This window comes from Arcicella gelida, assembly GCF_034931025.1.
Lineage (GTDB): Bacteria > Bacteroidota > Bacteroidia > Cytophagales > Spirosomataceae > Arcicella > Arcicella gelida.
On the sequence record NZ_JAYGIL010000004.1, the window covers coordinates 223914 to 237718 of the forward strand.

At 33.9% G+C, this 13805-nt stretch carries 11 protein-coding genes; 3 read left to right on the forward strand and 8 right to left on the reverse strand.

Annotated features, from left to right (window positions below; all coding sequences use genetic code 11):
• Positions 1-42: 42 nt before the first annotated feature.
• Positions 43-2475 (reverse strand): outer membrane beta-barrel protein, encoded by a 2433-nt coding sequence (locus VB776_RS04630; protein WP_323326476.1) that lies wholly within the window; start codon positions 2473-2475, stop codon positions 43-45.
• Positions 2476-2657: 182 nt separating this feature from the next.
• On the opposite strand from VB776_RS04630, the gene VB776_RS04635 reads away from it, so the two are divergent.
• Positions 2658-3527 (forward strand): AraC family transcriptional regulator, encoded by an 870-nt coding sequence (locus tag VB776_RS04635; protein WP_323257653.1) that lies wholly within the window; start codon positions 2658-2660, stop codon positions 3525-3527.
• Between the two features lie 479 nt (positions 3528-4006).
• On the opposite strand, the gene VB776_RS04640 is transcribed toward VB776_RS04635, so the two are convergent.
• Positions 4007-4975, reverse strand: coding sequence for a hypothetical protein (locus VB776_RS04640; RefSeq protein ID WP_323326478.1), 969 nt, complete (start codon positions 4973-4975; stop codon positions 4007-4009).
• Between the two features lie 133 nt (positions 4976-5108).
• On the opposite strand from VB776_RS04640, the gene VB776_RS04645 reads away from it, so the two are divergent.
• On the forward strand, positions 5109-5777 hold the full coding sequence (locus tag VB776_RS04645; protein WP_323326480.1) for a YggS family pyridoxal phosphate-dependent enzyme: 669 nt from the start codon (positions 5109-5111) through the stop codon (positions 5775-5777).
• 236 nt (positions 5778-6013) lie between these two features.
• Here the strand turns inward: VB776_RS04645 and VB776_RS04650 are convergent, their stop codons facing one another.
• Complete coding sequence (locus VB776_RS04650) at positions 6014-6625, reverse strand: DUF4230 domain-containing protein (RefSeq protein ID WP_323326482.1); 612 nt, start codon at positions 6623-6625, stop codon at positions 6014-6016.
• Between the two features lie 255 nt (positions 6626-6880).
• On the opposite strand from VB776_RS04650, the gene VB776_RS04655 reads away from it, so the two are divergent.
• Positions 6881-8296, forward strand: a complete 1416-nt coding sequence (locus VB776_RS04655) for a TlpA family protein disulfide reductase (RefSeq protein WP_323326484.1) — start codon at positions 6881-6883, stop codon at positions 8294-8296.
• 94 nt (positions 8297-8390) lie between these two features.
• Here VB776_RS04655 and hemA read toward each other — a convergent pair whose 3' ends face one another.
• The 5 genes from hemA to murG form a co-directional block, all read right to left on the reverse strand.
• Positions 8391-9671, reverse strand: a complete 1281-nt coding sequence (hemA, locus tag VB776_RS04660) for a glutamyl-tRNA reductase (protein WP_323326486.1) — start codon at positions 9669-9671, stop codon at positions 8391-8393.
• 534 nt (positions 9672-10205) lie between these two features.
• Positions 10206-11036: a group I truncated hemoglobin gene (locus VB776_RS04665; RefSeq protein ID WP_323326488.1), complete on the reverse strand. Its 831-nt coding sequence runs from the start codon at positions 11034-11036 to the stop codon at positions 10206-10208.
• A 254-nt stretch (positions 11037-11290) separates the two neighbouring features.
• Positions 11291-11716 (reverse strand): hypothetical protein, encoded by a 426-nt coding sequence (locus tag VB776_RS04670; RefSeq protein ID WP_323326490.1) that lies wholly within the window; start codon positions 11714-11716, stop codon positions 11291-11293.
• Positions 11717-11886: 170 nt separating this feature from the next.
• Entirely contained in the window at positions 11887-12618 is a 732-nt protein-coding gene (locus tag VB776_RS04675) for a hypothetical protein (RefSeq protein ID WP_323326492.1), read from the reverse strand.
• Between the two features lie 68 nt (positions 12619-12686).
• Complete coding sequence (murG, locus tag VB776_RS04680) at positions 12687-13787, reverse strand: undecaprenyldiphospho-muramoylpentapeptide beta-N-acetylglucosaminyltransferase (RefSeq protein WP_323326494.1); 1101 nt, start codon at positions 13785-13787, stop codon at positions 12687-12689.
• Positions 13788-13805 lie beyond the last annotated feature (18 nt).

Genomic DNA, 13805 nt, shown 5'->3' on the forward strand with positions numbered 1-13805 from the left:
CGATATAGAATTGGAACGCAAAATTAAAGTAAAATATTTCGATTAACTTCTGCCTTTACCACCACCACCGCCATCATTATCTCCATTTGATCTTTGGTTTACTTTTACGTTGGTATTACCAAAATTATAAGTAAAGTTGATTCTTAGTCTGCGGTTATCCCAGCGATATTCTCCTGTAGAAACCAATTCATTGGTTCTAGCAACATTTCTATAACGGTTCAAATAGGCGGGGTCTTGGACAGAAATTTTCAACGTAGCTTTTTTATCCCAAAGGAATTTCTTGATGCCTAAATCGAAAGAGCCTTGTGCTTTACTCGTTTCAAAACCCCATGTTTCACCAGAATTTACATAGCCCGAAATTTCAGCAGAAAGTGTTTTATTCAAGGTGAATGTTTGTTGTAAATACAATCCACTATAAAATTGGTTTACGTCAACAATAGCATTTTCTCTGCTGTAATTATACATATTGATGCCACTCCAAATATTTACATTTACATTCCACCATTTTGTAAGATTGAATGGCAAGGAAGTACTGAAACTCCACCATGATACTTTTCCGTTGACATTTTCTATAGACTCTTGTATCAAACGATTGCCAGGAATATACACCGAATCTACACTATAAACATCTGCAAAGAACTGTTTTACAGTGACGTAATCTATCGTAAAACTGAAGGCATCTTTAATAGTATGCGTCATAGAAAAGCTATTATTCAAAGAGGGGAGTAAATTAGGGTTTCCTTTTGCATACTGTTGTGGTGAGAAAAAGCGATTAAAAGTATTAAAATTATCACTGTTTGGACGATTGATTCTACGAGAAAAACCCAGTGAAACAGCATAATCTTTCGTTACTTTTTTATTCAAAGAAAGCGTTGGAAACAAATTAAAATAGTTCTGAGTTGAAAGTTCTTCGCCAGCTCTATCAGTTCCAGAAGTATAGGTTTGTTCACCTCTCAAACCTGTTTGTAGATTCAAGGTTTTACTGAGTTCTGTATTGAGCATAAAGTAAGCTGCATGAATATTTTGTTTGAATTTGAAATATGAATTGACCAATGCTCCGTTGTCTCTGAAATTATCATTAAAGTCTTTTGCATTATCTGAGAAACTACTTTTAAAACCTGTTTCTAGTTTTACTTTTTTTGTTAGATTTTTTACAAAATCAGCTTTCAAAGCATAAGTAACAAAGTTTTCAGGCGAGTAAATCTGATTATTCACTACATTTTGTTGACTTTCCAGCATGTTGGTAGTTTTAAAGCGGTCATCGAATGTTATTTTATTAATAATCACATCGAAATCTACGTTTAGTACCGTTCCTGAAGTATCAAAACTTTGTTTCCAGTGCGTATTAATAAGGTAATTTTTATTATCTGTATTACGGTTACGCAACATTTCAATGGCTTGCGTTGTGTTTACTTGTTGATTACTTTGGTTAATTGATCTTTCAAAAAGATTGTCAGACAATGCACCTTGTACTGTAAAACCTACACTTGTATTTTTACTAAAATCATAATCAAAAGCGACTTTCGATGACCACGAATTTCCATTCCCTAAAGCCTTTCCGATATTTTTACGAGTTTCCACTAAATTACTGCCTTCGTACAATTCTTGCGTTTCATTAAAAGCATTAAACCAAGTCATATAATTTCTACTCAAATTGGCATAAAGGGTATATTTGCCTTTCTTGGCATTCATCGTAATGCCCTGATTATTTTTTGGGAAACTACCATATTCTTTATAATTGCTATAACCGACACCCATATCCACGATGTAGTTTGTGCCAAAATTTTTGCCTTTTTTAGTTTTGATATTGATAATTGCCGTTGTTCCAGAAGCATCATAACGAGCCGACGGATTGGTGATTACTTCTATTTTATCAATGTCATCACTCTTTAGTGTCTTCAAGAAATTAGCTAATTGTTCATCGCTTAGATAGGTTTTACGGTCATCAATCATGACCAAAACACCCGATTTCCCTTTTACTTTTATCGTTTCTGAGTTTCTATCTACCGTAATGCCCGGCACTTTTTCCATCAGCTCCAAACCGTTCAAACCAGAAGTAATCGGGCTGGCATCTACGTTCATAATCATCTTGTCGCCCGAACGTTCTATCAATTGCTTTTTAACGCTTACTTCTACTTCTGAAAGCGTTTTAGATTCAGGCAATAATTGAATATTTCCAAGATTCAAATCTGAACGTACTTCAATTTTTTGATAGTACTTTTGATAGCCAATTGCCGTGATGGCAAGTAAATAAGTATTGTGAGGAATTTGTGGCGTAAGGAATTTACCATCCACATCGGCTACAGCTCCTTTTACCATTGTTGAATCTTTTTCATTCAAAATCAATACATTAGCAAAAGAAGCAGCTTGTTTTTTTTCGTCTATTACTATTCCTGAAACAGTTGACTGCCCCAAAGCTTGGATAGTAGTAAAGAGAAATAGCACTAGAAAAGTAGGTTTAAAGGTCATGAGCATTTAGCATTTTGTTGATTTGACAAGAAGATGCAAAGGTTGTACAAAATGTTGCATGCAAAAAGTTAAAAAGTCTTAACAAATGTTAAACATTCAGGATAGCACCCTTACAGACAAAGTCTTAGGAATAATAATTTCTACAGAAATGATGTGGATATACGAAAAGAAATGTATAAATTTTTGCCATGATTAGAGTCCCTTCCCTTATACACGCTGGTGAATTTCAGTCCTTGAAAATTCAGGATATGACTTTTGTTGCCTATCGCAACCAAGACCCTCCCCTAAAAAACGAAGTGTTTTTTGAGGAACACGCCATGATCTTCGTCTTGGAAGGTGAAAAACGTTTTACTTTACCCAGCCAAACCATTCTTGTGCGTAAAGGCAGTGTGGTCTTTATACCGAGAGGCTATTATTTGATGCAAGAAACCATTGATGCGAGCTACAGAAGTTTGGTTTTTTTCTTTAACGAAAAGCTTTTGAAAGAATTTGTCAGCCAACATTTAGAGCTTTTTGAAGAATACCAAAGTAGCCAAGCTTTGCAGGTAATGTGGAATAATGCGAACCAGTTATTGGTTCTGGAAATCACGGAGAGTTTGGATAAATTCACAGAATCTATTTTTCCGTATTTCAATCATGAAACTCAGTATTTGAATCATTTTTTACGATTAAAACTACAGGAATTACTCTTACATATTCTGGAAATCGACCATTCAAAACAGTTTAAATCGATCCTTTTTAGTTTGTACAAAGGCGAAAAACCCGATTTAGCCTTTTTGATGAATTCTTATTACTTAAAACCACTTTCATTAGAAGAACTCTCAAGACTTTCAGGTAGAAGCTTGTCGGCTTTTAAAAGAGATTTTCAACAAGAATTTAATACAACGCCAGCCCTTTGGATTAAAAATAAACGATTGGAATATGCCTGTTTACAGATAGAAAAGACAGAGAAAAACGTTTCAGAAATCAGTATGGAAATAGGTTATGAAAGTGTTTCACACTTCATAAAAGCCTTTAAAGAAAAGTATGGACATACGCCTTCGGCTTTGAAAAGATAGGATTGGTAAAATACGTTATGCGTATTTAATCTTACTAGATGCCTATTTCATTTTACTAGATAACCATTTCATCTAACAAGATGCCTGTTTCATTTTACTAGATGGCCATTTCATCTAACAAGGTGCCTGTTTCATTTTACTAGATGACCATTTCATCTAACAAGATGCCTGTTTCATTTTACTAGATGGGCATAATAAAATACAATTAGAAAGATAGAAAAAACATAAAAGACCGATAAACATGAGTCATCCCGAATTTTAAAATCATAAAAAAGCGGTCGAAATTAGTTTTTCGACCGCTTTTTTATGATTGATGGGCAATGAATTCCTACTGTTTGAGCGAAGCGAGTTTAGGAATTCTTGATTTTTTTGTTACTTTTTGTATCAAGACAAAAAGTAAGGACGAGAATAAATCCAAAAAATATTGAAATCACTTAAAACTTGCATTTTCAAGAGAAAATTCGGGATGACTCATGTTTTTATTTCACTTCAAAAAAACCTTCGCCAATTTTGTAACCTTCAGCATATAATTCTATGATATGTTTACCATCTTTATAAGCTTGTCCACGGCTGTAAACGAATTCAACAGATTGATGACTGTTATCATAAACAATTCTTTGCTTTGCAGTATAAGTAACATCTTTGTTTTTATACGTAAAACTGCCAGAACCAGTACTCATATCCGCAATAGACTGACCAGATGGGTCGATAATTCTTAAAAAAATCACTTTTGCTTCTCGTGTCGTCAATGGATTTTCTTGCAAATAGAAGGTGATTCTTACTTTATCTACTTTCTTCGATTTATAAACACCGCCATCACTTTCTTTTCCTTTTACAGAAATCGCATAGACATTGATACTTTCAGCATGAAGAGCTGCCGCCTGAGAAACCTTTTCGGATAATTCTCTATTACGTTCAGATAATTCTTTTTGGCGAATTGTATAATTAATGGCAGAATCGTTCAAGGCTTTTTGAGCAAAAGTAATGTCTTCTAAAAGTGCTTGAGCTTCCTTACTCAACGAATCGTTCATCGCTGCGAGAATACCATTCTCTTTTCTTAAACTCACTAATTCATTATCTTTTTCTCCTAATAAAGTAAGGTATTTCTTGAATTTCAACTCATACTTTTTCATCGAAAAACCTACTGATTTCTGCAAAGCTATTTTATCTTTTTGCAATTGTTGCTTTGCACGAATCAACTCACTTACATCACCACCCAAACGTTTAATTTCAACAATTTTTGTATTTAACTGTTTTTCTATTGAATCTAATTTGGTACTTGCTACTAACAAATCCTTAGCTTGCAAATTGCTTAGGTCTTCGTTTCTTTTATTAAACTGGCGTTCTCTGAAATATAAAAACCCCAATGCTGTAACTAAAATAATCAATACAGCAACGGCAATTTTAAGTTTCTGTTCACTTTGTCTATTTGGATTATACTCCTCCATTGGCTAGTATTTGATAATTTATGTTTGTATTAACTTTAAACGTTATAAGTTTGGTTTAATTTTGCAAAACTAAGTGTTTACCCCCGATTACACAAAAATACAAATATTTACCAATCATTCTTGAGCTGAAACCATGAGCATCGCAAAAAATTTAGAGCATATCAATCTTCAATTACAGGGCACTACAGCACGATTAATTGCTGTAACTAAAACTAAACCCATTGCTGATTTGGAAGAAGCCTATCAAGCAAACTGTAAAACCTTTGGCGAAAACAAGGTTCAGGAAATGGTTGAAAAATGGGAAATATTGCCTAAAGATATTGAATGGCATTTGATTGGTCATCTACAAAGTAATAAAGTAAAGTATATGGCTTCTTTTGTAGCAATGATTCATTCGGTTGATTCTTTAAAACTACTTCAGGAAATTAATAAACAAGCTACTAAAAATAATAGAATTATCGACTGTTTATTACAAATTTATATTGCTCAGGAAGAAACTAAATTTGGATTATCACAAGATGAAGCTAAGGAGCTTTTACTTTCTGAGGAATTTAAAAGTATGAAAAATATCAAAATTGTAGGCTTGATGGGCATGGCAACTAATACGGACGACCAAGCACAAATCAGATTAGAATTCAGAAGTTTAAAAACGTTTTTTAATGAATTAAAAGCTTCAATTCCTGAAAGTGATAATCTACAATTAAAAGAAATTTCAATGGGAATGTCTGGCGATTTTCTGATTGCTGCTGAAGAAGGTTCTACTTTGGTAAGAGTTGGTTCTGCGATTTTTGGACATCGCTAAGATGTAAGTCAACCTGAATTCCCCTTTAATACAAAAAAGATTTTAAAGGTCTTTGGAATTATCATAGTCCTTACTTTTCTTTCCTTGATGAAAGAAAAGTAACAAAAGAAAATCAAGAATTCCTAAACTCGCTTCGCTCAAACAGTAGGAATTCGGTTTCCATCAATCACAAAAAAACGGTCGAAATTAGTTTTTCAACCGCTTTTTTGTGATTATAAAATTAGTGATAACTCATGTTATCCTAACTCTCTCTTTTTATCTTTCATCGCATATTTTAATACTACCTTTTTCCTAGAAACCGTTTCCAGAAAAGGCTTTAAAATTTGCTCTGCTGATTTTTTAGTTTGTTCCAGAATTCCCATTTCCTTCGCCGAAGTTTCTACTTGTACTTCAGCTTTTTTGAAAGCCTCATCTACTAATTTCGCTTCATCCATAAAAGCATATTCAGTATTATAAACCTTTGATTTTGAATGGTCTATTTTAAAATTACAGATTTCTGGTTCTGGTAAATGAACGACCAAAACACTGTCTTGTTCGGTAATATCAGCAACTCTAATCTTGGTTAAATCCAAACAGCCAGTAGCTTCGCCCGTGACGATTAACAATACTTTTGCATCTGGCAAAAAATCTTTTTTGATACTACTTTCTACCACATCTCTGAAATTATACTTCACCAGCTCCAATTTTCCCATTGAAGTAATCTTTTGTAAAAGTACACTATGCGATATTTCTGGCTCGGCATCTCCAAAAGGGTTTTTAAAACTTTTAAATTTTTCCCATGCCCAAAGAGCAATGAGTATCACCAAAATCAAAGGAATAAGGCGAATGATTTTACGGAGTATATTCACGTATTTGAATGTTATGTATTACTCTAAAAACAAAAGTTTTGGGAAATAATTCGTTTTTTGTGATTATGGATGAATGTTTAAGAAAATTAGGTAGTCCTTTTAGAGCTAAAGTTCTAGGATTAATTTCTAAATTACTCTAAGCACAATAAATCAAGGTAATTCATCATTTACAAAATAGCCTTTTACATGGAATATTGACAAATCGTCATGCTTTAACACGATAAAAATTTAACACATTTAAAACTCAAAATCTATATGAAAAATAACTTACTATACCTCTGTTTTTTCCTATTCCTTTCTTTTACAACTGAAGCTCAAAGGTCAGTTGTTATTACGAAAGATACTTCTCTCATCGTGCGAATAAATTATTATGATGATTTATTAGAATCTGTAAGTAACAGAGGTGCAATATTACCGCATAACCGTGGCGTGAAGTATGTACTTAATCATCATTTTCCTACTTTAATTTATCCTTGGGATGGAGAAAGAAAAGCAAATCCAATGCTCATTTTTCCTAATGATAGTGTTGAGCTTGAAAAATCTAAAGAAGGACACATTACCTGTACTTTTCCAAAGGATTCTTTAAGAAATGTCCTTGCCAATTTTGATAGACAATATGGCTCTGAGATACAAGTATCTGGTTATTCTATTCAAAATATGTCAAAAAGCGAGCATCTTGTTGTTATCCATGATATTAAGGCGAAAATGAATCGTTTGCTTTCTAGCATTTCTGCGTATCCGCCTGCCGTAGATAGTTCTTTGTTGCGTAGCACTGTTCAAGAAGTAAAAAGTATTGCTTTGTCTTCGGTTTTAATTCCTTTTGTAAGTGTTAGTACAGATTGGCGGAAATTTCCCCAGTGGTATGTCGATTCTGTAAAGTTATTTAAGGAGGAAATCTTTGGAACTGACACGCTCATCAAAGGCTCAGAGTATCGTCGTGCTTTATATTATTACAATCAATTTCTTTGTCGAGATTCGCTTAATGGTCATAAAGACTTTTATGTTCAGTTTAACTCAGCCATGTTGAATTTCAAAGGCGAGCATCGAGACTTTCTGATGGCTTATTTGTTGAATAAATACAAAATTGAAAACCTGCCAGATTTTTATGATTATGTGGGCATTTTCTATGCGAATTGTCAAAACGAAACTTTTCTAAAGTATGTCAAAGATAAAATTGATGATACAAATTTTACTTTTCCTGAGTTTATCTTGACACAAAAGCTCGTTCATGAAAATGGACAAACGACTACTTGGAAAGATTTATTGGCACAAAATAAAGGCAAACTGATATACTTGGATTTTTATGCAAGCTGGTGTCCGCCTTGTATATTTTTGACACCTTATGTAAAAGAACACGCTAAAGCGTTGAAAGACAAACCTATCGTATTCATTTCGATAAGTTCAGATAAATCTATGAAAGTATGGAAAAAAGCTTTGGCAAAATACAAATTATCGGGCGATGGAATACAAGCCTATTGGTTAGGAAATAAAACTAAGTTTCTGAATTTTCTCTATACCAGAAGAGAGAATGAAAAAATATCTTTACCTATTCCGAGATACATGATTTTTGACCACAAAGGAAATTTCATTACTTCAAATGCCCTGCAACCGCATTTTAAGACATCTAGAAAGCAAATTGAGATTTTTTTGAAAGATATTCCAGCGGAATAGAGAAGCAAATTTATAAGGTTAGCAAAATGTGTAAAACAAAAAAGGGAACTGGATGCAATTACAGTTCCCTTTTTTGAAAGATTTTTCTAATTTATTAATGACTATATCCAGAAGGATTTTCTTGTTTTTCTAAATCAAATAATTCAGTAAGTACGTCCACCAATTGGTCAGCATCGCCACGTTTACAAGCCGCTTTTAATTGAATTACTGGCAACTTCATGATTTTTTGCACAATGCCCATTGTAATTTTCTCGATTTTCTCAGATTCTTCTGGAGAAAGATTCTTCAAATGACGAGCCATCTCTTCTTTACGAATTTGCTCAAGAGCGTTTTTCAATTTATTAATCGTTGGAGAAACTACCATTTCTTTCGACCAATCATCAAAACCTACAATAGCTTCTGCAATGATTCTTTCTACATGAGGAATCGACGCTAAACGGCTTTTCAAGGCTTCATCAGCACGTTCACGAAGGCTGTCAATGTTATAAACTAAAGCTCCTGGAATTTCCTCTACATTATCTTCCACACTTCTAGGAACTGATAAATCAATAAAATATTTGAAAGTAAGAATTCCGATTCTTTCGATTAATTCTTTGGTAACAATCGGTTTATCAATCATCACTGAAGAAATAATTACGTCGGCTCTTTTAATTTCTCTTTCCAAAGTAGAAAAATCAGCAATTCTGAAATTGCGTCCCGCAGCGATTTTTTCAGCTTTAGCACGAGTACGATTCATCACGGTGATTTCAGCAAATTCTTGGTCTGCCATGTTTTTACAAACATCAATACCAATTTCGCCTAAACCTAAAATTAATACTTTCGGATTGTTGATATTTCTTGTTACTTCTTCTGTCAAAGCTACTGCGGCATACGACGTAGAAGCGGCACCGTCACGGAAAGAAGTTTCCTGAGCCACACGTTTGTTGGCAAAGAAAATCGTGTGCATCAAACGGTGAAGGAATGGACCAGCCATGTTCAAATCAGCAGCGATTTGATATGATTGTTTTACTTGGTTAGGAATTTGTAAATCGCCAACAACTTTTGAATGCAAACCAGTTGCTACTTCAAAAAGATGCTGAACCGCTTCTGCTTGTGTATTAAGTTGTTGGAAATAATCAAAATATAATTCAGTATTAGTAATTCCTTTTTCTATTAATAATACTTTGATTAATTCAGCCGTAATATTCTGTTCGGCTACATAATATACTTCAGTTCGGTTGCAAGTAGAAACAACAAGGCTTTCTTGAATGCCAAACAAATCTCTAATTTTAAGTGAGAAAATTTTGATTTCTTCCTCCGTTAGAGCTACTTGTTCACGCACCGCCAAGGGAGCAGATTTATATGATAAACTTAATGCTTTGAAAATATTTTTCATGACTCCTTACAATTCCGATTCGCTTCAACAAGGAAATATCCTTGTTTTCAAGCTATACAATTAAACAATTTGTAACGCTGTGTGCCATATTTTCACAAATTGAATAATTGTGTAAAATTACAACACGAATGATTATGATTGGTCTTAATAATGGCTAATTATTTATACTTATCTATAATTTAGAATACATATAAATAAGATACTTATTCTTTGTTCTGAATTCTAAAAAAAATACAATTTCACTGTTTTCTAATTTTGTCGAAAGGTAGTAGAGTTTTTACGCATCAAAACTGACTTTAATCAATTTTATTGTTAATATTGATTAGTTTGTCTAACAATAAGCATTGATTTTATTCCATTCAAAATCTCTATTTCACAAAAGTAAACAAAGATTATTGATAGTAAAAATTGATATTTTGTATATTGAAATAGCTTTTAACTATAAATCTATTCAATAAAAAAGGCAAAAGGTATTCTTGAAATGGAATATTGAATTCTATTCTGAAAAGACCTTTTACCTTTTTCTTTGTAAAACTATTGTCCTACAATATCTCCTTTAAGACTCGCCAAAACTGTCAATAATTGAATTTTAGTTCTTGATTCAACTTTGAACTTCACTAATGATGCTGTTAAATCTTCCACCAAAGCGTTGAAATGAGCGTCTGTAATATTCATTCCTTTATGAGCCGTTTTCATATCCAAACCTGTATATTTTTCGGGTCCGCCAGAAGCCTGACCTACTTGATTTACAAGATTCATTTTCAAACGGTTCAATCGAGCTGGGTCAGCCGCAGCCGCAGCAAAAAAAGCATTGATACGAGTATCAGCAGCCACTTTTCCAATAAAATCGTCAATCACAGCTGTAATCGCTGGATTTCCACCCAAACGTACATATACTGAAGTAGGACCTTCAACAATATCACCTTTCATGGTAGCCAAAGCTGTCAATAATTCTGTTTTTTCAGTAGCTGGCACTTTAAATTTATCAAGTGATAATGATAAATCTTCAACCAAAGCATTAAAATGAGATTCTTCAATACCCATTCCTTTGTGAGCCGTTTTCATGTCAAGTCCTGAATACTTTTCCATTCCACCTGTTGCCATTCCAACTTGGTTAATCAAATTATTACGTAATCTTGTAAGACGAGCAGGATCTCCAGCAGCATCAGCAAAGAAAGCGTTGATTCTAGCATCACCAGCTACATTCGTAATAAATTGGTCAATCACTGCTGAAATGGCAGCGTTACCACCCAGACGGTCGTAAAGAGATTTTACAGGAACTACTTCATCATCTTTACTGCAAGATGTAAACACAAGCATTCCTGCCATGAGGAATGCGCCCCATAGTTGCATTGTTTTTTTCATGTTTTTAAAAATTTTACCGATGACTGTAAAAGTTTTGCACGCTCGTTATGCGCTACTTTCACGATTAATTTTAATGATATTCGAGCAAAGAAGGTTTAAGCAAAAGTTGTGAATTATGAATGATGAATTATGAATAAAAAGTATTGATATACAACTCTTTAACTCGTAATACAGCGTCGTTTATTTTACATAGACGCTCTGGAAGCGATAAAAGCTTTGTGGGATTATTGATTAAAATGTGCTGTTGATAACATTTATCGAAAACACAATGCTTTTTTAGCTCCTAATATAAAATCAATATATTCTGTAGGAACTGGGCATTGAGGCCCTTTAAAAGCAGTAAAATCTAATTTTGAGGGATTGAAATCCTCAGAAGTTAGCACTTGTGTCAATGCTTCTTCTGAGGTTTCGTCTTCATGGAAAGTAACACTTACGGTTTTTCCCATGCGGTTTACTGTGGCAGCAGTAATCCCTGTGTTGGCGGATAATTTGTTGGCGATGTTGATACTATCTTGAACGGATAAATCACGGTCGAGATTAAAAACAGCTAGGGAAATTGGTTTTAAATTCAAGCGATCAGAAAGTGGCGGTTCTTGCCAATTGGCATAAACAACAAAAGCAACGAAAAGACTTAAAATGACAATGCTTGTTACTTTGAATATTTTGGTTAGCGTTTGCATGGCTGAAAATATTTATTTGAAAGTTTTTAGATACGTTTTACACTTGACAAACATATCTACGAAAGACTTTTCATCTTGGATTGCTGGATTTAAAAAAATTATTAGAAAAATAAAAAACGGGGAATCTCCTCTCAGAAATTCCCCGTTTTGCTTAATACTTAGTCGTTGTCTTAATATCCTTTTTCCCAGATTTCATGTACTCTTTCGCCTGTGGCGCTTTGTCCAGCATGAATCCAATCTTTGCCATTGATTACACAATCGTATTCAAATGAAATATTTACTTCTTTGTTTCTTTTTGAAGAAAAAGTGATTTTCTCGATATACTTCTCTTTTTTCTTGCTGAAAGTACCGCCAAAAGTTCCAAAAAACTGATGTGTATCAATATTAAAACTTGCCGACTGAAAGTGTTCGCCAGAGAATATTTTTATTGTTTTAAAAGAACCTTTAAAAACCGTTTGCATTTTAAAGTCTTTGTCTTCTTTTGCTCGTAAACGCCAAAGTGCATTTGAAAAAGGTTCTGTACTTAATTTTTCAGTGATTCGTAACCAAGTACCAGCCAATGGACCTTGAGCAACGGTTAAAGTATTTTTATCTAAAGAAAAAACATTTGCTACCGTTAAACCTACCAAAGTAGAATCTTCTGTATTAAAATCTCTTTTGAACGATAAAATAGTTTTTGAATCTGCTTTTAATATTTCAAAAGTACCGCCACCTGCGCTGACAAAATGTTTATCAGTGGTTTGATAAGTAGTAAACATTAAATAATTTTCAGCACAAATTAACCTTGAAGTATTGCCCTTAGGATTTACTTGTTGCCATATTCCAGCAATAGATTGAGCAACCAAAAAATTGCTAAGTGTTAGACAAAAACAAAAAGCAAGTAATAATATTTTCTTAGTCATTGAAATGATTAAAGTATTGATAATGATTGAGTAATCAACGAAAGATTCATCGTCTTTCGCATAAATAATTATTCGTTTTTCCCAATGAGTTTTAATACTTCATTCGCAATTTCTTTCGCTGCTTCTGGTTTGGCTAATTGGTGTATATTTTTGCTGAGTACTTCTTGTTTTGAAGCATCTTGTAATAAATCAATCGTTGCTTTCACTAAACTTTCTCTGGCAGCTACATCTTTCACCAAAATAGCAGCATCATTATTGACTAAACTCATGGCATTCATGGTCTGGTGATCTTCCGCAGCCGTTGGCAAAGGCACCAAAATAGCAGGTTTCGCCGCCAAACACAATTCTGAAACAGATAATGCTCCCGCTCTTGAAACGACGACATCAGCCACGGCATAAGCTAAATCCATTTCATAAATAAAATCTGAAACATAAACCTGACCTTTGAAAACACTTGCCGTCGTTTTGGCTCTATCGATGTATAATTTACCTGTTTGCCAAACTACTTGATAACCCGCACCAACCAAATTGGTTAATCCTGCATCAATTGATTCATTGATTGTTCTAGCACCTTGGCTTCCACCAATTACTAAAACCGTCTTTTTATCGGCTTGCAAACCGAAATGTTTTAGGGCTTCATCACGTTTTGATTTTACTTCTAAAATATCTTTTCTGACAGGATTTCCCGTCATTTTTATTTTTTCTGCATCGAAAAAAGTATCCATTCTTGGATAAGCTACACAGATTCTTTTTGCTTTTTTCGCTAATAATTTATTTGTAACGCCAGCATAAGAATTCTGTTCCTGAATCAAGTAAGGGATACCCATCATAGACGCTGCCAACAATAGTGGTCCAGAAGCATAGCCACCAACACCAACGGCAACGTCAGGTTTAAAATCTTTAATAATACTTCTGGCTTCGCTCAAGCTTGCGATTAATTTTCTAGGAAAGCTAAGGTTCGCTAATAAATTAGAGCGATTGATTCCCGCAATGGGTAAACCAATAATTTTATACCCTGCTTTGGGCACTTTTTCCATTTCCATTTTCCCTTCTGCCCCGACGAACAAAATTTCAATAGCAGGATTCATTTCCTTTAAAGCATTAGCAATAGCAATGGCAGGATAAATATGTCCGCCTGTTCCTCCACCTGAGATGATGACTTTGGTCATTTGAATGATAATTAATCA

Bases quoted from the DNA above. Each gene is read 5' to 3' on its own strand.
- VB776_RS04640 (WP_323326478.1), bottom strand. From the start codon at position 4,975: ATGGAGGAGTATAATCCAAATAGACAAAGTGAACAGAAACTTAAAATT.
- VB776_RS04635 (WP_323257653.1), top strand. From the start codon at position 2,658: ATGATTAGAGTCCCTTCCCTTATACACGCTGGTGAATTTCAGTCCTTG.
- VB776_RS04645 (WP_323326480.1), top strand. From the start codon at position 5,109: ATGAGCATCGCAAAAAATTTAGAGCATATCAATCTTCAATTACAGGGC.
- hemA (WP_323326486.1), bottom strand. From the start codon at position 9,671: ATGAAAAATATTTTCAAAGCATTAAGTTTATCATATAAATCTGCTCCC.
- VB776_RS04675 (WP_323326492.1), bottom strand. From the start codon at position 12,618: ATGACTAAGAAAATATTATTACTTGCTTTTTGTTTTTGTCTAACACTT.
- VB776_RS04655 (WP_323326484.1), top strand. From the start codon at position 6,881: ATGAAAAATAACTTACTATACCTCTGTTTTTTCCTATTCCTTTCTTTT.
- VB776_RS04630 (WP_323326476.1), bottom strand. From the start codon at position 2,475: ATGCTCATGACCTTTAAACCTACTTTTCTAGTGCTATTTCTCTTTACT.
- murG (WP_323326494.1), bottom strand. From the start codon at position 13,787: ATGACCAAAGTCATCATCTCAGGTGGAGGAACAGGCGGACATATTTAT.
- VB776_RS04665 (WP_323326488.1), bottom strand. From the start codon at position 11,036: ATGAAAAAAACAATGCAACTATGGGGCGCATTCCTCATGGCAGGAATG.
- VB776_RS04670 (WP_323326490.1), bottom strand. From the start codon at position 11,716: ATGCAAACGCTAACCAAAATATTCAAAGTAACAAGCATTGTCATTTTA.